The 22,753-nt window shown below is 55.8% G+C and carries 16 protein-coding genes and 1 tRNA gene; 3 read left to right on the forward strand and 14 right to left on the reverse strand.

Going from position 1 to position 22,753, the window contains the following annotated elements:
- Nucleotide 1: 1 nt before the first annotated feature.
- The 11 genes from ACR3FC_RS17145 to ACR3FC_RS17195 form a co-directional block, all read right to left on the reverse strand.
- Nucleotides 2-1,264: a type 2 periplasmic-binding domain-containing protein gene (locus ACR3FC_RS17145; RefSeq protein ID WP_480477122.1), complete on the reverse strand. Its 1,263-nt coding sequence runs from the start codon at nucleotides 1,262-1,264 to the stop codon at nucleotides 2-4.
- Between the two features lie 21 nt (nucleotides 1,265-1,285).
- On the reverse strand, nucleotides 1,286-2,068 hold the full coding sequence (locus ACR3FC_RS17150) for a PP2C family protein-serine/threonine phosphatase (RefSeq protein WP_480477124.1): 783 nt from the start codon (nucleotides 2,066-2,068) through the stop codon (nucleotides 1,286-1,288).
- Nucleotides 2,069-2,071: 3 nt separating this feature from the next.
- Nucleotides 2,072-3,088: an FHA domain-containing protein gene (locus ACR3FC_RS17155; RefSeq protein ID WP_480477126.1), complete on the reverse strand. Its 1,017-nt coding sequence runs from the start codon at nucleotides 3,086-3,088 to the stop codon at nucleotides 2,072-2,074.
- 201 nt (nucleotides 3,089-3,289) lie between these two features.
- Nucleotides 3,290-5,461 carry a serine/threonine-protein kinase gene (locus ACR3FC_RS17160; RefSeq protein ID WP_480477128.1) on the reverse strand — a complete coding sequence of 724 codons (2,172 nt, stop codon included), beginning with the start codon at nucleotides 5,459-5,461 and terminating at the stop codon, nucleotides 3,290-3,292.
- Between the two features lie 331 nt (nucleotides 5,462-5,792).
- On the reverse strand, nucleotides 5,793-7,079 hold the full coding sequence (locus ACR3FC_RS17165; protein ID WP_480477130.1) for a dynamin family protein: 1,287 nt from the start codon (nucleotides 7,077-7,079) through the stop codon (nucleotides 5,793-5,795).
- Nucleotides 7,076-9,118, reverse strand: a complete 2,043-nt coding sequence (locus ACR3FC_RS17170; protein ID WP_480477132.1) for a dynamin family protein — start codon at nucleotides 9,116-9,118, stop codon at nucleotides 7,076-7,078. The genes ACR3FC_RS17165 and ACR3FC_RS17170 overlap by 4 nt, the downstream gene beginning before the upstream one ends.
- Before the next feature lie 69 nt (nucleotides 9,119-9,187).
- Nucleotides 9,188-10,054, reverse strand: a complete 867-nt coding sequence (locus ACR3FC_RS17175) for a hypothetical protein (protein ID WP_480477134.1) — start codon at nucleotides 10,052-10,054, stop codon at nucleotides 9,188-9,190.
- A gap of 23 nt (nucleotides 10,055-10,077) precedes the next feature.
- Nucleotides 10,078-10,479, reverse strand: coding sequence for a hypothetical protein (locus tag ACR3FC_RS17180; protein ID WP_480477136.1), 402 nt, complete (start codon nucleotides 10,477-10,479; stop codon nucleotides 10,078-10,080).
- A gap of 46 nt (nucleotides 10,480-10,525) precedes the next feature.
- Nucleotides 10,526-12,268: a dynamin family protein gene (locus ACR3FC_RS17185; RefSeq protein WP_480477138.1), complete on the reverse strand. Its 1,743-nt coding sequence runs from the start codon at nucleotides 12,266-12,268 to the stop codon at nucleotides 10,526-10,528.
- Between the two features lie 8 nt (nucleotides 12,269-12,276).
- Complete coding sequence (locus ACR3FC_RS17190; RefSeq protein WP_480477140.1) at nucleotides 12,277-14,289, reverse strand: dynamin family protein; 2,013 nt, start codon at nucleotides 14,287-14,289, stop codon at nucleotides 12,277-12,279.
- A 2-nt stretch (nucleotides 14,290-14,291) separates the two neighbouring features.
- The gene (locus tag ACR3FC_RS17195) at nucleotides 14,292-14,714 is read right to left on the reverse strand and encodes a hypothetical protein (RefSeq protein ID WP_480477142.1); all 423 of its coding nucleotides are present in this window, start codon (nucleotides 14,712-14,714) and stop codon (nucleotides 14,292-14,294) included.
- An 837-nt stretch (nucleotides 14,715-15,551) separates the two neighbouring features.
- Here ACR3FC_RS17195 and ACR3FC_RS17200 point away from each other — a divergent pair.
- Nucleotides 15,552-15,636, forward strand: a tRNA-Leu gene (locus ACR3FC_RS17200).
- Nucleotides 15,637-16,172: 536 nt separating this feature from the next.
- On the opposite strand, the gene ACR3FC_RS17205 is transcribed toward ACR3FC_RS17200, so the two are convergent.
- From ACR3FC_RS17205 to ACR3FC_RS17215, 3 genes are all read right to left on the reverse strand, one after another.
- Entirely contained in the window at nucleotides 16,173-17,195 is a 1,023-nt protein-coding gene (locus ACR3FC_RS17205; RefSeq protein ID WP_480477144.1) for a nucleotidyltransferase family protein, read from the reverse strand.
- A gap of 87 nt (nucleotides 17,196-17,282) precedes the next feature.
- Nucleotides 17,283-20,726 carry an AAA family ATPase gene (locus ACR3FC_RS17210; RefSeq protein ID WP_480477146.1) on the reverse strand — a complete coding sequence of 1,148 codons (3,444 nt, stop codon included), beginning with the start codon at nucleotides 20,724-20,726 and terminating at the stop codon, nucleotides 17,283-17,285.
- Between the two features lie 3 nt (nucleotides 20,727-20,729).
- On the reverse strand, nucleotides 20,730-21,977 hold the full coding sequence (locus tag ACR3FC_RS17215; RefSeq protein WP_480477148.1) for a metallophosphoesterase family protein: 1,248 nt from the start codon (nucleotides 21,975-21,977) through the stop codon (nucleotides 20,730-20,732).
- 201 nt (nucleotides 21,978-22,178) lie between these two features.
- On the opposite strand from ACR3FC_RS17215, the gene ACR3FC_RS17220 reads away from it, so the two are divergent.
- Both ACR3FC_RS17220 and ACR3FC_RS17225 read left to right on the forward strand, forming a co-directional pair.
- A complete protein-coding gene (locus ACR3FC_RS17220) occupies nucleotides 22,179-22,580 on the forward strand; it encodes an XRE family transcriptional regulator (protein WP_480477150.1) in 402 nt (133 codons plus the stop codon).
- Between the two features lie 5 nt (nucleotides 22,581-22,585).
- The gene (locus tag ACR3FC_RS17225) at nucleotides 22,586-22,729 is read left to right on the forward strand and encodes a hypothetical protein (RefSeq protein WP_480477152.1); all 144 of its coding nucleotides are present in this window, start codon (nucleotides 22,586-22,588) and stop codon (nucleotides 22,727-22,729) included.
- The last annotated feature ends 24 nt before the right edge of the window (nucleotides 22,730-22,753 follow it).

Below are 22,753 nucleotides of genomic sequence, written 5' to 3' on the forward strand. Positions count from 1 at the left end.
CTTATCCATTTTCCATTTGATGGCGCAGGGCGGTCGAAACGATGTCGCGCCATTCGCCAGACTGCTGCATGATTGCCAGACCCTGATTCAGCGTCTCCAAGATCGCTTCCCCATCAGGATTATCTTTATGGGTCATGACATTAAGCGACTTGATCGCCGCCAGGTTGGGGTTTTCGATAATCCGGTGTTTATAGCCAAGCCGCGCGATGGCTTCCTCGGCCAGATGCGCCTCGATTGCCACGATATCGGCGGTTCCGTTCATCACAGCGTGAAAGCAGTCGTCGGGCGACGTGGGCCGCAGCAACTTGATGACGGGTTCGTAAAGGCTCACCGCATCCATATGAGACAGCGACCAGCCTTCCGGGCGGCAGATCGTTGTTCCGGCAAAGTCTGCATATGTCAACGTTTGTTCGTACCCCGATCCGTCGCGAGCAAAGAATGTATCCACGACCTCGTAGAACGGGTTCGAGAAATTGTAGGTCTCACACCGGTTGCGGTCGCTTTCGGACAGCGCTTCTGCATCTTCGCAATTTGGGCGCGACCAGGGGAAAGTGCCATCAAAAGCAAGTGTTGGCATCAACAGATCCAGATGCGACGACCAATCGTTCACGAACTGAATTTTATACGCTTGTTCTGGCGCGGCCCGCAGCATCGCTGTCTCAACCAGTTGCGTATAAAGCCCCCGGTTGGGCAGCGCTTCGTCTGTAAACGGAGCGTAGTTGCCGCCGGTGATCAACAGCAACTGACGATCACGAATTTCAGGGCGCGTTTCAGCGTTAGCATTTCTGATCAGTGCGGCGGCTTCCGAGCGGGCTGCCTCAATCTCTTCTTTTGCTGCGGCACGTGCAGCCACGACCGCATCTTCACTCGCCTTCTTTGCCTCAGCTTCTGCCGCTGCAACGCGCGCTTCCGCTTCGGCCACGGCTTTTTCCGCGCGTTCTTCGGCAGCTTTTACCAGTTCCGAGGCCATTTCCGCTGCCAGGCGTCCGGCTTCCGTGTCGGGCAGCTCAGGTGCGCGCCCGACATCTTCCAGACATGGCAGATTTAAAACGTCACCAATACGAATGATATTGGGGTTTGTGCCGATAACATCCCGGTTCGCATCGTAGATTGGCCGAAAATCTTCGGTCGCGTAAACTCGGATTGCCAATTCCCGCAGGCTGTCGCCGCGCTGAATCTCGTAGCTTGAACATGCCTCTTGCGCTGACGCCGCGCCGGTGGCGGCGGCAAGGGCAAGGCTTGATATGATAAGGTGTTTTCTCATGGGTCCTGTTGCTTTGCCTGGTTATTTTCTGGTAAGTTTCGCGACTGCGATCGACAGATTGTCTTGATCGGGATCGTCCTTGGCCTGCACAGCCAGTTGCAAGGCTTCGGCGATTTCCTGTGCCAGATCTTGCTGGTGTTCACGCAGAATTTCCTGAATCTCAGCGTCGCTGAGATACTGAAGCCCGTCACTGCCAAGGATCAGAATATCAGCGGGTGACACGATCAGCGGGTCTTCTGGGCAATCCACTTTTGGAATGGCACCCCCCATGATCACCGACGTCAGTTGGTTTCTGTCCAATCCCCGTGCTTCAGCTTCCGAAAGCTCACCCGCGGCCAGTTTTGCGTCGATCACGGGGGCCATCGAGTGGTCTTCGTTCACCTGTGTCAACCTGCCTTCGCGGAACAGGTAAAGGGGGCTGTCTCCGATCGATATCCTGAACACACGCTGACCCAGAAAGAGGACACCCAACAAGGTGGAGCCCATGTTGAAACCCTGGCCCTGTGCCTCGTTATGGTCGGATATCGCTGCATTCGCTTGCATGGCTGCCAACGGCAGCGCGTCAATTGCGGCTCCTTCATTTAAGGTATCGGCTTCTAGCTCGCTATCCAGCGCGTTCCGCCAGGCGGTAATCACCATTTCTGAAGCCACTTCGCCCGCCTCGTGGCCACCCATACCGTCAGCGATCGCAATATAGCCCGCGTCCGATGCATCGAACATGCGCGCAGCAATCGCGTCTTCCTGCGTTTCCCGCTGACCCTGGTTCAGGATCAGCGCAACATCATATGCCGGAGTCGCCAGCATCTATCAGGAATCCCGCCAATCAAAACCTTCATCGCAGAAGGCCATAAATCGGATTGAGGTTTCACTGATGCGGATCAGATCACCGCTGGAGAGCGCGATTGTGCTCAGAACGGGTTTACCATTCAGGCGAACAAGGTTGGCCTTACCGCCATGCCCCAGATAGCATTTTCGATCTTCGGGGTCATAAGCAATAACGGCGTGGTTCGAACGTGAAATACCTGTGTCGCCGAAATCCAGTTGGATCGCCTGGTCATCGTTTCGACCGATTTGCATCAGGCCTTCGGTCAGGGTGATGCTGGCGCCCCGTCCGGGACCTGCCGTCACCACCAGCCAACCAACCGGGAATGTTTCCTGAGCGGCTTCGGTTTTTGAGACGGGTTCTGATGTTTCAATCAATTCCTGAACATGCGTGTCCGCACGCTCAAACCCAAGGAACGTTGTTTTGACCCGCGAGCGACGGTCTTCGGCCGGGGCGGCAGGCGTGGGTTGAGTCTGTACGGCAACCTCTTCTACCACTGCCGGTTCTTGCACGGATGGGGCTGCAACCTCAGCTTCCACCGCTTCCAGCGCGCTCATTTCCGCTACACCCAGAGGCAGCGTATCTTCATCCGGTGTTTCGGCAGGTTCGTCGGCTACATGCAAAGTGATGATATGATCGTCCGAGACTTCGTCATCGTCGGGGTCGGCCATCAAGTTCTTGGTATCTTGGTCGTCCTCGTCAATTGCATCTTCAACGAAGATGGACACTTCAACCGGTTCTTCCGCGTTTTCAGCCGCAACTTCGTCGAATTCCGGCATCTTCTCTTCACGGATAAGCTCGTCTGTTTCTTCGTAAGAGTCAGACGTCATGTTTCCACCGGCCAGTGCGGCGCGCAGCGCGTTGAAGTCCGCGATAGGCTCCTGCTTTACCGTTTCAGGCACAGCGCTGTCTGCTGCATGAGCATTTTCAGCTACATCATCTTCTTTGGATTTGCCGGCACCTTCGAGAAGCCGGCTCAGAGGGCTTTTGTATTTGAACATGGTGTCGACACCTTCGAATTGTTGGCACGGACCTTTTGTGCCATGGGGCTGCTACCTAACCCTGCGTGGAACAACGCAGAGACACTCAATTGAAAACATGGAAACTGGTACTCTCTGCGGCGGGCCGGTTCCCGCCGGGCGGCAAACTGAACGCCGCCCTCAGTAAACACACACTGGCAGATCAAAAATGAACCGGTCAGATCACTCCTGCGCTAGCTGCATGGTCGCAGCTACTTCAGCACCGTTGCGCAACACGGTCAGCTTTGCCTCTGGCTGACTGTCGGAAACCAGCGCAGCCAGCATGCCATCAATGCTTTCGGACTCATCCAATGTCATGCCGGTCTGGCTTTCGCTCAACAGAACATCGCCTTTTCGCAGGCTACCCGTCGCCTCGGCCGGAACCGAGCTCACTTTTGTTTGCCACCCTTCACTTCCCGAGTTGCTGACTGTGAACGAGTAACCGTTCTCCAATCCTACCGAACGCAGCACAGGCAATGCCAGCAGGCCATTCTGCGCGCGGGTCTTTCCAAGCGGCCGGTAGCGGGCTGCAACCCGTGTAAAGCCATCTGGGTCGACGCTCAGCTTGTCCAGGACTTGCGCTGCGAAAGAGATGTCCTGACGAACCGGGTTGCCGTTCAGAGTAAAGATCACAACTCCGGTTTCCACCCATTCGCCGATAACGCTCATGTCCTGATTGGCGTCCACACCGGTAACCGCAATAGTTGCACCTGTTGCGGTGCGGCGGCGGGACGTCTGGAAGGGGATTTCAACATCCCAATGGTGAAAAGATACCTGTTGTTCGGCTGGAGTGCCGGAAGCAACGTCAGCATCTGGTTCGGCAACAGCCGCCGCAATCTCTTGTTCTGCAGGCTGCTCCTGAACACCGGCCGTCTCGGTAGATTCGGACGCTATTTCTGTGGCGGTTGGTTCCGCCGGTTCAACTTGCGCCTGCTCGACAGGCTCTTCTGGTTCAGGTTGTTGCTCTGAAGCGACCGCGACTTCGGGTTCAGGTGTTTCCGCCACGGGTTCTTCCACCGCGGGCGGTTCTGCTTCGGCAGTTTGTGTGGTTGCTTCAGGTAGCGTCGCCGTAACCTCAGCTTGTTCTTCACCTTTGTCGCCGGACATCACGAAGAAACCGCCTGCAGCCAACGCTGCCACAAGCACTGCTGCACCAGCGATCATCTTGCCGCTGCCACCGGATCCGCTCTGAACCACGGTATCAACTGCGACCGGTGTTTCCGCTTTTGCAGAAATCTTTGCCATCTCGGGTTCATTCTTTTTTTCGTTTTCGCGAACAATGTCCGAGTTCCCGGCGAGCAGAGCCGTCACAACCGCTTCGGCATTTTCGCTTTCGGCCTTGATCCGCGCCTTTTCTTCTTCCTTGTCCATGCGATCCATGCCGACAATCACAGAAACCGGGCGATAGGCGAATGTATCGAACATCACGCCAGGTCCGCGGAACATGCGCAGCCAATCCAAGGCTGTCTGCAAACGGTCCGTTGCGTGCACTTCCATTGCCTTGTCGATTGCTTCGAGGAATCCATCGGGGTATCCGTCAAAGCGGCCCGCCAAGGGTGCATAAGGGTCGTCCTGCCCGTTGTTGAACGCATTCAGGCGGCTTTGACCGTCGACCGGGCGTTCGCCACTGATCGCATGGTAAAGGGTTGCAGCCAAAACATAGAGGTCACTGCTGGGCCCTTGTTCGGCACCACGGACGTAAAACTCGTGCGGCGAATACCCGTCTTTTATGACGCGTAGGGTCAACAATGCGGCCGACTTGTTTGCGGCTTGCTCACGCGCGGCACCGAAATCGATCAGAACCGGGTTTCCGTTCTCGTCAATCAGGATGTTGTCGGGAGAAATGTCTCGGTGCAGCATCCCGCTTTGGTGGATGAACGACACCGCGGACAGCATCTTTTCCGTTACCTGCACTATAAAGTCAGGGCCGCCGACGTTTTCCGGATTTTCAACATAGTCCAGCAGGTCGCAACCGCGGATCAGATCCATCGCGATATAGGCGGTATCGTTGTCTTCGAACACTTGATGCACGTCGACAATATTCGGGTGCACCAGACGTGCATGATTGCGGGCTTCCTGAATAAACAGGTCGATAATGGCGCGCAGATCATCTTTGTAAGACGGGTCGTTCGGCTCAACCTGGTCCCCGTTGCGACGGCACAATGCACCGGGGAAGCATTCCTTGATCACGACATCGCGCTCAAGGCTGTCGCGCGCAAGATAGGTGATCCCAAATCCGCCATTGCTGAGATACCGGATAATCTCGTACTGACCGCGCAACAGCTTTGCGCCCGGTTGCAGTCCTTCAATCTTTGGTTCGTCGTGCGTTGCACCGACAGCCTGGTTGTGGCTCATTTCAATCCGCCCGTTCTACTCATTTTGCGGCTTTATTTAACAGGGCCGGCAGCCCACGAACTCACAACCAAAAAACAACCGCAGGACACTTAAGAACGGTTAGACGTTTCAAATTTGACTTTAATGGGGCCGCCTGATGGCTTCACTAAGGATCGTTTTTTTGAATATGGCATATATAGTATGTCTACTACATGCAAATACTACATATTGGCTAAAGGGGTGGGGAAAACGAAAACTGATGACCCCAAACAGGTCTGTTGGTCTACGAATTCGAAACAATAAAGGGCCGATTCTTCGGCCCTTCGAATCGCTTCAATCCTGCTGGAAAGTACTAGGTCCCGGTTTTGGATTGTGCTGCGGCAACAGTACTGCCAGCCCAGGCAAGGTTATCACCAAGCTGCACAAGTATGTTGATTGCGTCTTTCAAAGGCGCATCGCCGCTTTCAAACTGAAGCAACAATAACAAGTCAGTCGCTTTTTCAAACTCGGCCGGAATCCAGTCAGCATCCGGATCGATTTCGCCACCTTGGTCCAACCGTTCCGCGAAATCTTCGACGATTTCCTGGCAGCTTTGCAAAAAGGCCGCGGGTTCGATGGCAGCGGTGTCACGCAGATCTTCATAAATGCTGGCAATAGCTGCCAGCCAGTCTTCAAGAATCGGGTTGTTCAGTGGCGGAAGGGCAGACCCCAGCGTTGACTGCATTGACGCAGCATCGTTGACGGCCGGTTCCGGCTCTGGCCCTTTCAATGTTTCCAGGAATGGCAGAAACTCGTGCTTCAGATCCTTCCGGGCAGCGTCAAGGTCACTGCGCCGCCGGTCAGACGCCGCATCAAGGACCTTTTCCGCGAGTTCCTGGCCACCACAGTTTTCCCAAAGATCGAAATCAGGCTCCGGCTCTTGAGCCATGGCGCGCACCGCGACGGGCGTGCCAATTGGGACCACAGCGCGAAACAGTCCCTCTTTCTCTTTGTTCAATCGGGCCAGTACCCGATCCAGAGCGGCCTGCACCGGGGGCAGATCAGCATGTGTGACCGCCAGCAGGCTGTTGGCTCTTAGCTCGGGCGGCACCTGCGCCCACAAATGCCGTTCGGTTTCGCGCCATGCGCTTGTGCCATTGGTGCACCAGATGGCACAGTCGACGAATTTCAGCAGGTCCAGTGTCTGTTTATATGTATCATCCAATGCGCCAGAGCCGGGAAGATCGAACAGCGATATCTCTTTGAGAGCAGGTGTGTTCAATCCAACCGAAATAAAATCCGGCTCATCCGCAGCGGCCTTTTCCAGCGCGATGCCAGAGTATGTCTTGGGTTCCCTGTTCCACCAGCCGACAGTCGTCTCGGGCGTATCCGCGTAGGCAACGATGACAAGCGGCAGCTTCAGATGCTGCGGCCCGGTTGGAAGGATATCCGCCCCTGCCAGCATGTTCGCAAGGCTTGACTTGCCCGCTCCGAACTCCCCTGCGAAACCGATGTTGACCGCGTTGGACAGGCGCTCGGCGTGGGCGAGGGCCCGCGTGCGCATATCCTCCAATTTCGGGTCCGACGACAATTTTTCTGTCGCTGTCAGAAAGCGCTCCAGCTGCCGCACTTCCTGTTCGGTTCCGGGAAACTCAATCATTCCGCAGCCTCTGCCTGTCGTTCGTCCACGTTGTTTGTTCCAAAGACACTTTCCAACTCGTCGGTAATACGGCGCGCCCGCTCGAACGCAGCTTGTGCTTCCGCCTGAGCATTCAACTCACCCGCCCCGGAACGGTGCTCAAGATGGCCTGCCAAAAGAGCCAAGTAATGATCCAGAACGGTTTTCAACCGGTCCAGCAGGTTTTCGCGTGTTGTGTCGATCAGGTCATCGCCAATCAACTCGAATTCCTGCACTATCATGCGCTCGGCCCGCGTCACAACGCTGTTGCGCGATATCAGACGCGACAACCAGTTTACACGCAGCTCAACCGTAATGCCACGGGTTAGCGCAGTGGTGTCCGGGCGAAACCAACGTACCGCACTTGTGTTCATGCGATTGTCGACCGGCTCCTGCCACCCCGGCAGTGCCCGCAAAGCGGCGTTGCATTGCATATCGATCGCGTAAAGTTCGCTTAGCATGCGTTGGCGAACCACTTGCGAGGCGCCTTGCACCAGCTCGCGCATGTGTTCGCGCAGTGGTGAGAAATTCAACTCGGTCGCGCCACCTTTGGCAAGCAATGGGGATTGTCCTTCAGGCCCGCGCACCACAACAAAGACAGACTCGGACACCGTGTCATCCATGACTCCACGCAGGTTTGACAGAACGTCGTCCATGTCCCTGACAATGTCCTGCGTTTTGTCCGCAATCAGTTTGCGCAGATCGCCCAGCGTCTTGTCGCTGTCCTCAGCGCTGCGCGCACCCGCGCTGCCTTCATCTTGCAGGGCACGAAGATGTACCTGGGATCGCTCCAGTTCGCCACGCGCGAAGCTGTCGAGATGCTGCCACGCCATCCGCAACTGTTCGTTTATCGGCCCCTCCGTCAACGCCTGAGTGACATGGCGTCGTAAATCGGGCAAGCCTGACGCGATCATAGCAGCAAACCGCAAGACAGCCTCACGGCTGATGGGCCCCGGTCCTTGTTTGATCTCTGCCACACCGTTCAGGTATTGTTGCATCTGTTCCGGGTGCGCCCGCAACCACGCCAGAATATGATCGTGATTCACACCGGTTTCATCGCCGGTCAGCGCATAATGCGCCCATTGTGCGCTGCCCATCAGGACATCGATATTCGAAGTACCCAAAGCTTTTTCCAGCCCGTCTACAACATCCAGACGCACCTTTGCCGCATCTTCGGCCCCGCCGCCCAATTCATCGACACGGTTGATGAAGACAACGATCTGTCCAAGTTCCAGTGCCTGCATCAGCCGGAACAGTTTCAGGTCCGCACGCGACAACGCCTGATGCGCTGACAGAACCACCACAAAGAAATCGGATTCTTTGAGATACTGGCGGGAAATCTCCTCACGGATCAGCAGGGGGTCATTTACTCCGGGCGTATCGGTGACGGTCAGAGGGAATGGGAAATGTCCGATGTCAAAATAGACCTCGGCCTTGCGCGTGATGTCGCTGTAAAGTCCGCGATCACTGCCGGGGTCAACTGTCCCATCTTCTGCGGGGTCGTCCCCAGCGCACACGTAACGCGCCAGATCATCGGATGTCAGTTGATCCAGATCGTGATGTTGACCCAAAAGCTGTTCATAACTGTCCCCCAGTCGCCGACGCGCCCGGGTCTTCATGGCTTCGACCTGCTCTTCGATCATCTCGCGCTTGTAGCTGTCCTCGTCATCCGGGAACATGTTGCGCAACTCTTCGCCTTCGGCGATCAGTGATTGCCACTGATAGTTGTCGAAGAAATGGAACTCGGCTCCTTCGGTTCGACCGTTCGGGTGCCCGAAATGCATGTCGGTGATCACGGTCGTCCAGGGGTTCACGTCCGACGGCAGGTATTCTGCCTGACCGGTGAAGCCGTTGATCAAGCGCGACTTTCCTGCTTTGATTTGTCCTACAAAGGCAACTGACGGTTTCAGTTTCCCCAGATCACCAATGATGCGCGATATGAACTGACGTGTTTCGTCATTGCTCGTCCCGTTCATGTCTTCTGCGATGCGAATAAGCTCGCGACGATGTGTTTCACTCATTACTCTTTACCCTGACTACAAAAAAACAACGCATTGAATTAGTCGAAAATTTGAATGCTTTAGGGGTAGTCATTCCTCAACCTCCCCCAAAGATGTCCACAGATTAATGACCGCACCAAGTTTGCGGGCATCGTGGATGGCCACAGCAATCTGTTCGTTATCGCTCAGAATTGCCATGCCCGCACCCTTACCACCCGATGGCCGTATGACGATCAGATGTGGGCCTTCGAATTCGTCCCGGGTGTCGTTGTTCCAACCAGCAAGATCCGAAACAAAACGTGCCAAAATCTCTTGATTGGGGTGCATTCCCTCGGAAGGTTTGCAGGCTCCTTCGAAAGCCAGCGCAGTGTTTTCCATACTGCCCACAAGGACACGACCTGTGGCAAAGCGTGCAGCCCCGTCAAAAAACTGTTGTGCCAAGGAGTTGCCCGACTCTGCTACCGGGGCAGGGCTGTTGTCTGAAGATTTTTCAACATCGGGAACGACAGACACGATGGGCTCAGAGGAAAGCTCAATTCCGGCGCAGGCATTCTCGATCTCACTCAAGGTGATACCAACATCATCAGCCTCCAGCGACGAGGCGGGTTTTCCAGACATCAGTTCCAGCGGGGCAGGGGCGGCTGAAATGTCAGAAACCAGTTGGGCCAGTTTGTCGACCAGCGCGGTACGTGATTCCGTTTCGAAATCTGGGATCTTCCCGGACGGTACTTGAAACACATCCGTGATCCGGGAGCTGTTCACTTCGATCTTCAGGCAGCTTCCGTTTGCCGCGGTCAGCTCCAGTCGCCGGGGTAATATTGTTCCGCGAATGAAACGCAGTACAGCCGCGCGACGGGCTGTTGCAGTTTCACCGGGGACAATCACCGTCGGAGACAGGCGCGCAACCGAAGACCGCCCGATATCTTCGAGCATGTCGAGAATGTCTGTGTCCATCATACCGTGACCCCCTCTGGTCCCGTTCAGACTGCGGCCGCAACCGGCTTGAGGCTGAGATGCGATTTCGTGAGTGCCAGTCCTACATTTGTGCTGTTGCGGCAGATATAGCAGACCACATGATCAGGATATTCCTGGGTCCGCAAAAAGATTTTCAATCGGTCTTTTGAAAACACCGCGATTTCCCCGAACCCGGCGTTTTCCTCATCAGTGTTTCCGGCCTCGTGCAAGAGCGCTTCAAATGCAGCGACACCACGCCCCTGAAACAGATTGGCCACTGCGATTGCCAAAGTGTCCAGCGATTCAGCGCAATCGGAATCAGAGACACTGCTGCCCAAAAGCATGCCGGTCTCCATGTCGATATACCCGGCTGCGATGCAGTCGGGTATTGTTTCAATCGCGGTGTTCAATGCATCCTGAATGGACATTTAACTCTTTATCGTCCTTTTTCTCAGCGCCTTGATTAAGGCATCCTTACAAAACATGCCACTCTGCACTGCTGTTTTCTTTTGACTTTGGAATGGCTTGCAGGGCGTGTTTGGAATGTTTCGCACTATATTCAACTGCGATCTGGTCAAATTCGGCAAGAAAGGCCTTGAATACGTTCTGAAGCCCGTCTGCGTCCTTTGGCAGCTCTTCGTTGTTTGTGATTTCCCGCCACATATCCGACGCGCTAAGGGGCGACTCGATTGCGGATTCCGGAAGATTAATGCGCGGTTCGTGACTGATATTGCGGGCTTCTTCCTCGACTGAGGCCACGACTTCTATTAAACCGTTTGTCTCAGGCTCAGGTTCGTAATCCTCGGCGTTGTTCTCTGGCTGAGCCGCCATCAGCGCCGCAATGGAGGATACCGAGACTTCGATACCCCGATCATCACGCGATTCAACTTCCGGCGTGAAAACTTCAATTTCATCCGCTTCGACCGAGGCTTCCCGCAACGTCGTGTTTAAGGAGGTCAGCACGTCATCAACGGACTTGTCGCCCGTTTCAGCATCTGGAGCTTCATCCAGCAGATCGTCCGCATCATCAGCATCGTCGAATTCACCGGACAGGTCGAACTCATCCACGTCTTCTTCCAGACCGGCGACATTCTTCAATTCAAGCGGATCGTTCGCAGTATCCTTGAAGAAAGCACGCAACTCGTCGCTGGTATCGGTTTCATCGAGCATCTGCTCGGGGTCTGATACCATTTCAGCCCGCAGCCGTTCAGCGTCTTCTGGGTTGATCCGAACCCGTTCGCCTTCGTCAAGGCGTCGCTCTACACGGGCTGGCCGGATGGGGAAACTTGTTACGACATTATGATCGTCGGCTCCAGGTCGCTGTTCGTTTTCCAAAGGATTGACCAGCCGCAGAGGAGTAGCTTCGGTGACGTCTGCCAGTGCCTCTCGGTCGTCTGGTTTGCGGGCAGGGCGCAGCGGTTGAACCCTGAATGCGCCGGACTGGCTTTTGTCGATCTGATACCGTGCCAGCTGATCGGCGCGATTGTCCATGATCTGTTCTGTGATTTCCAGAAAACTGTCGATCATCTTGCCGCCACCACTGCGCGACCACATTTCGGCGTCGCCCGTCTTGTCACGGGCATTGATCGCATCGCGGGCGGAAAACAGAATGGATCGGTTGAAGAGGTGTCCGGCTTCGCGATTGACGCGGCGCAGAACCTTTTGACGATCCTTAAGGTTTAGTGCGTCGGCCCGCGTCACCAACAGCAGCGAGTTGTGTTGCAAGCGGTCCGGCAGCGAAACCCATGTTGCGCGTTCGGTTTCGCGCCAGGCTTGGGTCGCGTGGGTGCACCAAATGACCCCGTTTGCCTGTCCGACTGCCCGCTGCCAGACATCTGTCGAGATCTTGGGGTCCGAAATTCCGGGGGTGTCAATCAGATCGACGGCTTCCAGAATATCTGCCTCAAGGAAGATGCGAACGAACTGCGCGTCGTTGACGCCAACAGTCTCAAGCTGATCCAGTTCGATGGGTTCGATGCTTCCGTCATGCCGCTTGATGTATGGTGTTTCACTGCCCCAGCTAAACCAGACCGGTGGTAACTGGGTCGCGGTAACCTGCGTCGGCAAGGTTTGCGTTCGCAGTAAAAAGTTCATCAGTGTGGACTTGCCAGCGCTGAATTCACCCATCAAAGCGAAAACCGGTTTGCGACGGGACCACTGCTCGATACGTTCCCATGCTTTCGGTGAAACAAAGCGTGTTTGTGAATCTTTTGCCATTTTTCTACTTATGCCGCTTCGTTGCTTAGGTCTTTCAGGATGTCACCCAGAATTTCGTCTCGCGATTTCTGAGGTTGCAGGCCCGCCATCGCTGCCGAGGCCTGGCCGGAGTTTTTGTCCGCTGATGATGAGATGCTCAGCAGCGTTTCCTTCTGTTCCCGCATGAAGTCCGCCAGAATAGCGCGTACGTTTTCCAACACTGCCGCTATCTGGTTTTCCTCGATATCCTTGGTGATCGAATTTGCCTCGGACGCGATCAGGCGTGTGTAATCGGCAGCGTATGCCTCAAAGCCTTTGCGCTTTTGCCACCAGCGTCGCCACCAGGTACTTTGCAAGTCCAGGGCAATCGTCCGGCCAATCCCCAATGGTGGTGGAACACGCGGCACGATAGGTGCTTCGATGCTGAACTCGCCCAGATGGTTGCCAAGAATTTTGTGATACAGCGCTTCGACATCTGCAGCCGCAGTTGAGTAGAGCGCCCCGGCATCCTTACGCATTGCGCGGGCAAAACTGAAATAGGCAGCTTTTTGCAGCGTCCTCAAGCCAGCCGGGTCGTATTGCCAGGTGCCTTGCTCGCCATTCATCTCAAGATGCGCGATCAGGGAATCTGTTGCGCGCTTCACAAAACTTGCCTCGGCCGAGTTCAGGCGCTCCAGTACTTTGTCGCGTAATGCGTTGGTCAGTTCGGCCGCTTTCTTTTCATATTCCGCAGAAACCTTCGCAATCGCATCTTCCGGCGAAACACCATCAAGATCACGCGCGACGCCTTCACCCTCTGACAGAGTCTTTGCCACGGCGGTGGCACGAATCTGGCTGGCAATGTTGCGGGCGCGATGGCGAACCCGGTCTATCAGTCGCGCTCCGGCACCTTCTGCAATACGCTCGTTTATCGCCAGCAGCAGGTCAGGCAATCCGGACAATGCCCAGATTTTGTCAAGCGAGGGTGCCTGATCACCGAATCCAGCAGCGAGATAAAAAGTATTGAGTGCTTCGTGGGATTCCTCGTTCAGAATCTCGGGGTTCCCGGTCAGCGCTGCCTCAGCCCACAAGGCACTGCCGAACACGACACTAGTCTTTGCGTCGATGTTGTTCTGTTTCAGAGTGTCCAGAATCCGGTCGCGGATTTCGGGGACCTGGTTAACCGGGTCTGACAACTCGTCAATCCGGTTCACAAACAAGACGATCTGACGGTTCTCAAATTGGGCGATGATCCGCATCAAGGCCATGTCCATGGTGGTCAGGGCTTGGCTTGCGGCAAGCACCACAACACAGACCTCGGACCCGCGCAGGCTGCGCAGGGTAATCTGTTCACGCACCATGAAGGTATCGTTGACACCCGGCGTATCACAGAGTTTCAGCGCAATCGGGTACTGAGGGATATCCATGTACAACTCGGCCGACTTGGTCACATCTGCAAACCGGCCGGTTTTTGGATTGATATCCGGGTCGTCCTCATCGCCCAGGCACACATATCTTTGGATCAGTTCTTCATCGAAGTGGTCGTATTGGTGGCTTTGGCCAAGTATCAGGTCAAAGTGCTTTCCAAGACGCTCTTCGGACTTTGCTTTCATCTCGCCAATCTGACGGCGAATGTCCTCCATCTCGTCATCTGCACCGGCACGGTTGGCCAACTCGCCCAACCGGCCACCCCCGACCATCAGGTTGTCCCATTCTTCCTGCTCAAAGAAGGTGAACTTGGCCTTGGTATCGCCCGGCGGGCGCGTGTTGATGTTCAGGGTTGTGACGACCGACGTCCACGGGTTCACATCCGACGGAAGCAAAGATGGGCGCCCTGCGAGAATGTTTACAATCGATGATTTGCCCGCTTTTACCTGACCGACCATGGTGATGCTGGCGGTGAAGTTTTCCATCCGGGTCTTGAGTGTTGCCAGACGTGCCGAGGAGCGCGCATCAGCCACCTCAGTCAATTGATCAATCTGCGCCGTCAGTGATGACATTGCCGAAGTCATCGGCGCCAGAGCTTCGTTGCCTACAGACAACAGGTGATCATTGCGCGCCATGCTTAACCTCCGGTTCCCGTAGCAGCGATGCGGGGTTCAAGCGAAGGACGGCCCGTTGGAATTCCTGTCAGGGTGTCGATACGTGCGATCAGGTCCAAAGCGTTGCCCAAAATGTCAGCCTCGGCGCGCGGGCTGATGGTTTCGTAAGCCTTGGCATCAGCCAGCACCTCGATCGAGCTGAAGCGATCGCCGTTTTCAAGGCACGCAACGCGGCGTCCGGTCGGGAAACCCTCGGATTTGACCGCGGGCAATGGCATACGCGCATTGGCCAGCAGGTAGTGGTCTCCGGAATGGGTTCGGAGCGAAATCCCAAAGCCCGTGTTCGGATGGTCCCGGTTCAGGATCTTGAGTTCGCCAAGAAAGCTTTCACGAGCAAAGAAGACAGCCTCTTGCTCGGCAGTAGCGGAGGAATTCAGATCGGTCACAGCAGTAAACCTTGTACTGGAGTTGAGCAGGAAACTCGTACCGGCGCCAAAGTGGCAAAAAAGACTCATTAACTCCTGCTAAACAACAAGACCCTTCAAGGCGGTCTTATTTTGACGTGAATAAGATTTTTTAGCGTTTGAAATGTGGCAGCTTTGTGGTGGAGCGCTCTTGAGAATGCCTCAACCTGCGCGGGAATGCCTATGACGCAAGCGCCACTCGGCACCTACAGTGTGAAACCGAGCGGGGACCGGCGGAACACTATTGCTTGCACTTGACGGTACAGGTCATTCGATAATCTGTGTGGCCGTGAAGGGCACCACAGCTGAGTAAGCCATTCTTGTTATTTCAGAAACCTGAAGTCTCTCTCTGAGTTGGAAAGGGTCGCAGATGCGTTTCTTGGGATGTTGGGGTGGGTAATCCCGCGCTTCGTCCCAAGGATTTAACTATGAGCATGTGAGGGCAGTGAAGGATGATTTCTATATTCGCTATTGGTGATCTGGCAACAGGCTGTCAGCTTGTCTTTTTGGCCTTTGGTCAACGTAAACGAGATATTTCGCAGGCTAACTTGGCCGAAATCTAAACTTCTGCAGGAATGAACAGCTCTTCCAAAATTGCGTGGTCTTTGTCCCTCAGGATATCGGGTTTCACGGCCACTGATGTTCCCATCAGTTTTCCACTGACAAGTCTCTTAGGGCTATACATTTTCATGAGGTACCGTGGTTGCTCAATATCTCATCAGAGGATCTACAAACTTGGCGATACGTGTATTTTACCTCTCGCGCTCGGAAGCAAGCTTTGTTATTGACCGCTTCATTCCAGCGCTGCGGCGCTGAGTTGCGGGTGTGGCGAAATTGGTAGACGCACCAGATTTAGGTTCTGGCGCCGCAAGGCGTGGGGGTTCAAGTCCCTCCACCCGCACCATTTTGATCAACTAAAGTTTTGAAAATATAAGTATTTATAAATTCTATTAGGCTTTAGCCCCCAGTTGGCCCCCATGTTCAATCGCTGCTGGATTCCCTGCCTTCGATCCAATCGCGCACCTCTGGCGCCCTCAAAGGTGTGCATCTTTTCCACTGGTGAATCGGGCTTTCCTTATCGGTCAATATGTCCAGAAGAGGTTAAGAATATCGCAGAGATCAAGACTGGAAGATACGAGTTGCTGCTGCCGTATGTTATGGATGTAGATTGCGACAGAGCCAAGTACATCCGGCAGACGAAGCGTTGCGGATATTGTTGCGGTCGATCTGCTAAAAAAGGCGCCCTCGGGCGCCTTGTTTTACTGGTCGGAGTGAGAGGATTCGAACATCCGGCCCCTGCCTCCCGAAGACCGGTGCAGAGGGCCAAGCCATTGATTTTTGGTCAAAGGAGCCCTGTTTTTCAAGCTGCTTTGCCAAGCAAACCAACTAAGACACGGTTCGACAGGTTCATTGAACCTGGGAGCACTGTCTACATGCGCGTTAATCCTGCAGTTCCCGTAACAGCCGCTGCGTTTTCGGCATGCGATCCAGGCTGGCCTCAATCCTAGAACGCCACTTGGGCCCACGAGAGAGTGCATCTTCGTAGGCGTCATTCAATTCATCCGGCCGATCCTGAGAAAGCACCTCTATTAGAAACGCGGCCTGTCGTCTGTCCTTTTCTGCTTTGAGGGCATTTTCACCGGGACGGCGACGGTCCGCGACGATCAACTTGTGGATGGCATAGCGTTCTGGCTGCGGGATCTGCACCAAAACGCCACTCCGGTAGGTTACAGCAGCGTTGATTGGCTCCGCGATGAGGTAGTTCAGGTGGTGCAGCCCTTGCGCATCCACTCCCAAAGCGGGCAGTTCGCGCACATCCTCATCCTCACCAAATGATGGAGTGAGGAATTCAATCAGCGTGTTGCCTCGTGTCTGTTTCCAACGCCAGGTGCGTCCGGCCGTGAGAGTGGGCTGCGCCATGAAGTCGAAATCACGGAACACATCTTCCAGCGGTGGTGATGCAGTGTCCTCCAGCACCAGCGACAACCTAGAAAAGCTGGCGATGTCGATGTCATCCGTGTGAGCGGTCATATCCATGTCGAAACGCACACCCAATTCACCTTCGTAGAGGCGGAAGGCGTGGGTCCCCACTATGGTGCCGCCTAGACGAAATACGCCGGACGTTGCCATCGCAGAGAGCAGGCTGCCCGTGGCAGCGTCCAGACCCAGGAAACCTTCTGCTCTTAGGAGCCGCACGAGGCGCGCCCGGTTGCGGCGGCGGTCTTCCTGTTGGGCTTTCAAAGTTTTGTGCTGTTCCAGCCTGCCGCGCAGTTCCTCACAATCCTCTCCCAAGTAGTGCTTTTTGACATCGGAACCGACCCGGTAGGTGTCATACCAGTAGGTCCTGTCGTTGCGTTCGACTCGTGTGGGGGTGCCCCGGATGTCCGAAACAGAATCGTCCCGCAGTGAACGCAGGAGATCGTGATAAGCGGCATGTGCTATGGATGAATGGCGCGTGAACATCTTGGCTCCCACTGTGCTCAACGGATTTTAATTTTGTTGAACATGGCGTATGTTCAACAAAAAGTAAAGATGTTGAACACAACGCTTTTAGCCCTGTAACTCGTGAATACACACAGATGGGCATATATTTCTCGCGATGTCGCAGAGATGCGCGTGATGAGTCAGGTAGATCACCTGGCCGCTTTTGCTCATCTCAGCTAGCAGGCCGAAGGCCTCGGCGGTGCGGTCGTCGTCGAAGCTTTCCATGATGTCATCGGCAATGAACGGCACTGGGCCGTTGTTGCGAGCAAACTCGTGGTAGCCTGCGATGCGTAGCGCAAGGTAGAGCTGAGCCCGGGTGCCGTCTGAGAGCTGGTCAGCCTGTTTCGAGCCACCCCCAGCGGCCAGCGCCACCAATACTTCGCGGGAACCATCCGGCTGTGCGGCAAGGCCAGAATATCGGTCTCGCGACATGATGCGGAAGGCTTCTGATGCGCGTTCGAGCATACCGCTGCGGTGAGTGTCACGATAGCTCCTGAGAGCAGCATCGACTGCCAAGAGCCCCAAACGCTGCCGTAGGTGGCGCCGGGCGCCGTCCCCAATCTCAAGCAACAATGTCTGGCGTTGTTCTTCCAGACGGGCAACTGCGTCATCGCCACCGACCGCTTCGACGGCGTCTTCCGCCTTGCGGAAGTCGTCCTGTGCTTCTTCCTGTGCTGTGCGCAGGGTTTTCAATTCGGTCCGCAGGCTGTCAGCGCGTGCGGTGAGTGCATCGGCATCTAGTTCACGCAGTTGCGCACGTGCTTCTTCGACTGTATCGCATCGCATCCCTGCACAGAGGTCTTCGGTCAGTTCGCGCTGAGTTTCACGCAGTTTCGACAGTTCCCCTGCTCGCGTGAGCGCATCGCGCGCTTCGGCCCAATCTTCGACTCCAAAGTGACGGGAAAATTCGACGGTCCGATTACGATGAATCTCGGCTTCCTCTTCCAACTCCGAGAGGGCTTGTGTGGCCGTTGTCAAACGATCTGTGAGGTTGGCTCGCTGATCTTCGCGGCTCTCCGCTGCGCGCTGTCGCCGGGTGATGTCACGCCACAGATCAGTCGCTGGCAGATCGGTAGGCATTTCGAGGCGAACCGCCAAATCGCAAGCCTCTTGTTCAAACCTTTCGCGGTTGGATTGCATGGTTGTTATCCGGTGGGTCAGTTCACCGATGCGGCCCTGATGTTCACGCAGCCGTTCGAGCTCTTCGAGGATCGCACGCATCTCGTCGACAGCGGGCGGCGCGTCGGCCATCCAAGTGTCGGCACAGGCGGCTTCCCACTTTACCTGCCATTCGGCGCGCGCGTCGTCTGCCTCTAGTTTGTTGCGCTCACGTCTGGTCAGGTTCTGGCGGGCCTCGGCCTCGGTCTCGCTCAAAGCCTCAACCTTAGACACCTGGTCCAAGAGAGATTGGGCGGTTTCAAGAGCTAGGGCCAGGCTCGTATCTTTGGGTATTTCGCGGCCCGCCTGTGCAAAAGCGTTCGAAACATCCAAACGCGCCTGGGCGACGACCTGCACGCGCCTGGCAAGATCGCGCGCCTTGTCATCGTGCTTGACCAGGGCATCCTGTGCTATGTCGAGCTTGTCGAGCCAAGCGCGGAAAGTTGGCAGGTCGATGTCGGTAGGGAGAGCGGGGGAGACGTTGGCAGCGATTCCGGCAAGCCGTTTCGCCAGGTTTTTGCGCCGTTCTCTGGCCTCGGCCGATTTCACTTTTGCAGCGTCGACTTGTTGTTGGGCTTCGACCAACGCACGCTCGGCCTCGGCTGTCTTTTCGGCATGGGCGCGCTGATCCGCAAGGGTGGCAGTCACTTGGTCGTCGAGGCGCATCGCAACTTCAAAGCGCTCTGCCGTTTCATCCGTCAGATTCGCACGGTGGTGCGACCATTCGAATTCCCGACGTGTTCGCACTTGAGCTGCCTCTTCCAGAGTAACCACGGCAGTTGTTCCGATTGCATCGCGTCGAGCGAGAGCTTGGGTCACAGACTGTTCTAGTTGCTCCAGCCAATCATCCGCCCGGTCGACCGCCCTATCAGCCTCGGCGATTTCCGCGTCCAGTTGCTCAAGAGTGGCGCCGTCTGGCGGAGTCAAACTCGCCAGTTCATCGTTGTTTCCCGTCCAGGGTGAAAGCGCAGACAGGGCCGAATTCAAACGTGCTTCCGTCTCTTCAAGCTCGGTGCTTACACGATCGTGTGCGCCTACAGGATCGTCGCGGCGAAGGTTTTGCACCAACCCGGCCAGCCCACCCAAATCTGACACGCTGCCTCCAGCCTCACGTAAACGCCGTTCAGCGCGCTCGAGGTCATCTTTAGCACGCTGCAATTCTCCAGTCGCGGAATCGCTCGCGGTTTCCACACCAGAACATTTTTCGATCAGCGCGCGCAGGCGCCCCAGGGTTCTTGCCTCGGGCAACAGCGTGGTCGGATCCGCTCCAACTTGCCCAAGTCGAGACAGGCAATCATTGACTGCTCCGGCCTTAGCTTCGAGCTCTCCGCGCCGTTTGGGTAAGTCCTCCACGGCGGTGTCATGGGCCGATTTCAACTGTTCCGCCGCCTCGATGTCCTCGCGCGCATTCAGAACCGGCCCGTCGGATGGGAGATCCTTTAATTCGGCTATCAACCTTGCCACAGTCTTTTTCGCGGCCTCAAGTTGGGTGGCAAGGGCGGTCTCCCTGCGGTCAAGTTCGGGAAGCTCGGCAAGCCATCCCTCTGGAGGTTCTGGTAGTGAACCGTAACTGGCGATCTCCGCCTCCAGACGGTCCAGCCGCGGCAAAAGCGGTAGTGCTGCGATGTGGCGGTCGGTCTCGATTACATCGGTCTGTGCAGCTTCTGCCGCCTCGCGCGCCTTTTGCCAGGCATCTTTGGTCCGATCGCATTCAGTCGATAGGCGAGCATACTCGGAAGCAGCAGTGTCCAATTCCTTAATCTGCCTTCCCAAGTCGTCGTAGGCGGCACAAAGATCGCGTAACGCACCCTTGCGTCCGGTTCTGTTCAGGAACCCCTCCGACTCTGCATTCAATTCGTCCAACTGCGCCGCCAAATCGGTCATCCCGGCGCTTGCCTGAAACAGCAACTCACCGAGATCCCCCTTGCTGGCGAGGATGCTTTCGCCTCCTTCGTCCAGGGTTTGCCGATTCAGCGAGAACATCGCTGCATAGGATGTGCGGTCGAGTCCTCGCAGACCGCCATGCAACAATGCTTCACCTAGCGGTTTACCGCTGGCGTCAAGCAAAGAATTGTCACGTTTCTTTACCCGAAGCAGTTCATGCGTCTGCCCGTTGATGTCTAGCACGACCCCCAACTGCATTGACGGGTAAGGGTGAAGAAAGTCCATGCTGCTTCGAACAGAGATCTGGAACAGCATGTCCAGCCAGCCTTCAAGCAGGGTGGATTTTCCGGCCTCGTTTGCACCGTAGATCACGTGCAGGTCGGGGCTTCCGGGTGTTGGAACGGGAAACGACAGGCTCAGATCAGTGAACTTGCCAAAACGTGTGAGGTCGAGCCGGTTCAACCGCATTGTTCAGCCACCGGTCTCTTCGAGGCGCGCAAGCACTTCCATTGCACCTTGCTGCATCGCATCGACAATAGTTGCGGCCGTTTCTTCCTCGCTATCACCCAGGAGCCCTCGCAACTCGCGCGGAAGATATTTTAGAAGTCGTTCCACGTCTTCCAAAACAGCCGGATCATTCGGGGGAAGACTTCGCTGAGCGATGATCTGAGCTAATTCCTCTACCGCGCCTCCAGTGGACGCATTGCTTGCGGCGGACAACGCAAGCTCGATCTTGTCGATCCAAAGTGACCCGATCGGCTCGGTGACATTCTGTGCTTCCGCGAGTAGAAGGTCGAGGTCACGTCCCGCTCGCCAGGCCAGTGGTGTCGTTCCAGTCAGCACAGGCCGGACAATCAGATGTTCGGCAGCATGTTCCCGCCGTGCCGAGCGCAAAGCATGCTTCAGTGCCTCGGTAAGGTCAGGCCAGTCAGACAATTGGTGGCAGTCCACCTCGAGCCGTTCGAACTGGGCCACCGCGATGTGACGCTCCTCCAGCTCGACCGAACCGTCATCGGCGACAGAAACTAGCGTCACCGACTTGTTGCCTGCCTCGCCGATGTCGCGCCCCTGAGGAATTCCTGGCATGACGACAGTTGTTGTGCCGGCGTCAACAGATCTTTGGTGGATGTGTCCCAGCGCCCAATAGTCGAACGCGGTAGCTTTTAGGTCGGCCAGCGTGCAAGGTGCGTATGGATCATGTCCCTGAGCCCCGCCGAGGGACGTATGCAACATTCCGATATTGAAAGCCCCCATCACCGGCGCCCCAAAACGGTCCAACAGAGTTTTTGGTGCATGGGGGTCACGAAATGAAACCCCGTGAACAGCAATTGAATGATCGTTCCAGTAAGTCTCGACGACCTGGGCTTTGCCTGGGAAAACCGTCACGTTTTCCGGCAGGGCCAGCTCACGCGTGATCTTAGATGCCGCATCGTGGTTGCCGCGGATAATGAAAACCGGAATGCCCGCTGCGTCTAAGCGCTCCATCTCTAGAGCGAGGAACCGAGCAGTTTTCATTGATGTTTGACTGCCGTCATACAGGTCGCCGGCAATCAGCAGCGCCTGGACATCTTCAGACTCGCACAGATCGACCATCCGCCTGAATGTGGTTCGTGTCGCGTTCCCGACTACTTCGGCCAGTGCTTCGTCGCGCATGGCTAGAGACTTTAGCGGTGAGTCCAGATGAATATCTGCAGTGTGAACGAACCGGAAGGCCAACATATTTCCCCAATAAACACTAAACCTATGAGAGAAATTGAAACCACGACGTCGTGACCGTCAAGGCGGAAGTATTGAGCTCGCTTTCTGTTAACGAGAATACGGGAACACAAACGACGTATCGTTTCCCTCGGAATCCCCAATCATCCCTTCGCTATATCGAAAACATGCAGTGAGTGCTGCGTCAATTCTGAGAGGATAGCGATGACAAAGAAACCGCACTTAGACACCCGGATGGCGATGTATGTCGAACGGAGGGTGCTCGAGCTGAAACCTACCAAGAGCCAGGCTGAGATAGCCGCGCAGGCTGGATACACCAACGCCAACATGATCACGATGATCAAGCAGGGGAGCTCCAAGGTGGCCTTGGATCGCGTTCCGGCCCTGGCGCACGCTCTGGAAGCAGATCCGGCCTTCATGATGCGGCTCGCCCTGGAGCAGGCAATTGGCCGGACGGCAGCCGAGGCAGTCGTGGAGGTATTCGGGGAGCCCGTCACAGCGAATGAAGTCGGCTGGTTGCAAGTGATCCGCGAGGCTTCCAACAACACCGATCCCAGGCTGACGAGCAGGTCACAGGCTGCGATCAACGCGATCTTTGGGAGATAGAAACCATGCGTGACAAGAATGACGATCTGACACCCAACGAACGCGCCTGGCTGCGCTTTCTGCGCGATGTTAGCAATGACAGCGATCCCGGCATTACCCTGCGCCGGGTGCAGCTATTGCGGCGCCTATGCGTGCCTCGGAGAGCTTGATGAAAACGCATAGCATGACAGCGG

Source organism: Ruegeria sp. AF3, from assembly GCF_056536285.1.

Excerpts from the sequence above, each read along its gene's own strand:
- ACR3FC_RS17210 (WP_480477146.1), bottom strand. The coding sequence starts at position 20,726 with ATGCGGTTGAACCGGCTCGACCTCACACGTTTTGGCAAGTTCACTGAT.
- ACR3FC_RS17220 (WP_480477150.1), top strand. The coding sequence starts at position 22,179 with ATGACAAAGAAACCGCACTTAGACACCCGGATGGCGATGTATGTCGAA.
- ACR3FC_RS17155 (WP_480477126.1), bottom strand. The coding sequence starts at position 3,088 with ATGTTCAAATACAAAAGCCCTCTGAGCCGGCTTCTCGAAGGTGCCGGC.
- ACR3FC_RS17180 (WP_480477136.1), bottom strand. The coding sequence starts at position 10,479 with ATGTCCATTCAGGATGCATTGAACACCGCGATTGAAACAATACCCGAC.
- ACR3FC_RS17165 (WP_480477130.1), bottom strand. The coding sequence starts at position 7,079 with ATGATTGAGTTTCCCGGAACCGAACAGGAAGTGCGGCAGCTGGAGCGC.
- ACR3FC_RS17215 (WP_480477148.1), bottom strand. The coding sequence starts at position 21,977 with ATGTTGGCCTTCCGGTTCGTTCACACTGCAGATATTCATCTGGACTCA.
- ACR3FC_RS17175 (WP_480477134.1), bottom strand. The coding sequence starts at position 10,054 with ATGATGGACACAGACATTCTCGACATGCTCGAAGATATCGGGCGGTCT.
- ACR3FC_RS17150 (WP_480477124.1), bottom strand. The coding sequence starts at position 2,068 with ATGCTGGCGACTCCGGCATATGATGTTGCGCTGATCCTGAACCAGGGT.
- ACR3FC_RS17170 (WP_480477132.1), bottom strand. The coding sequence starts at position 9,118 with ATGAGTGAAACACATCGTCGCGAGCTTATTCGCATCGCAGAAGACATG.
- ACR3FC_RS17205 (WP_480477144.1), bottom strand. The coding sequence starts at position 17,195 with ATGTTCACGCGCCATTCATCCATAGCACATGCCGCTTATCACGATCTC.
- ACR3FC_RS17145 (WP_480477122.1), bottom strand. The coding sequence starts at position 1,264 with ATGAGAAAACACCTTATCATATCAAGCCTTGCCCTTGCCGCCGCCACC.
- ACR3FC_RS17185 (WP_480477138.1), bottom strand. The coding sequence starts at position 12,268 with ATGGCAAAAGATTCACAAACACGCTTTGTTTCACCGAAAGCATGGGAA.
- ACR3FC_RS17190 (WP_480477140.1), bottom strand. The coding sequence starts at position 14,289 with ATGGCGCGCAATGATCACCTGTTGTCTGTAGGCAACGAAGCTCTGGCG.
- ACR3FC_RS17160 (WP_480477128.1), bottom strand. The coding sequence starts at position 5,461 with ATGAGCCACAACCAGGCTGTCGGTGCAACGCACGACGAACCAAAGATT.
- ACR3FC_RS17225 (WP_480477152.1), top strand. The coding sequence starts at position 22,586 with ATGCGTGACAAGAATGACGATCTGACACCCAACGAACGCGCCTGGCTG.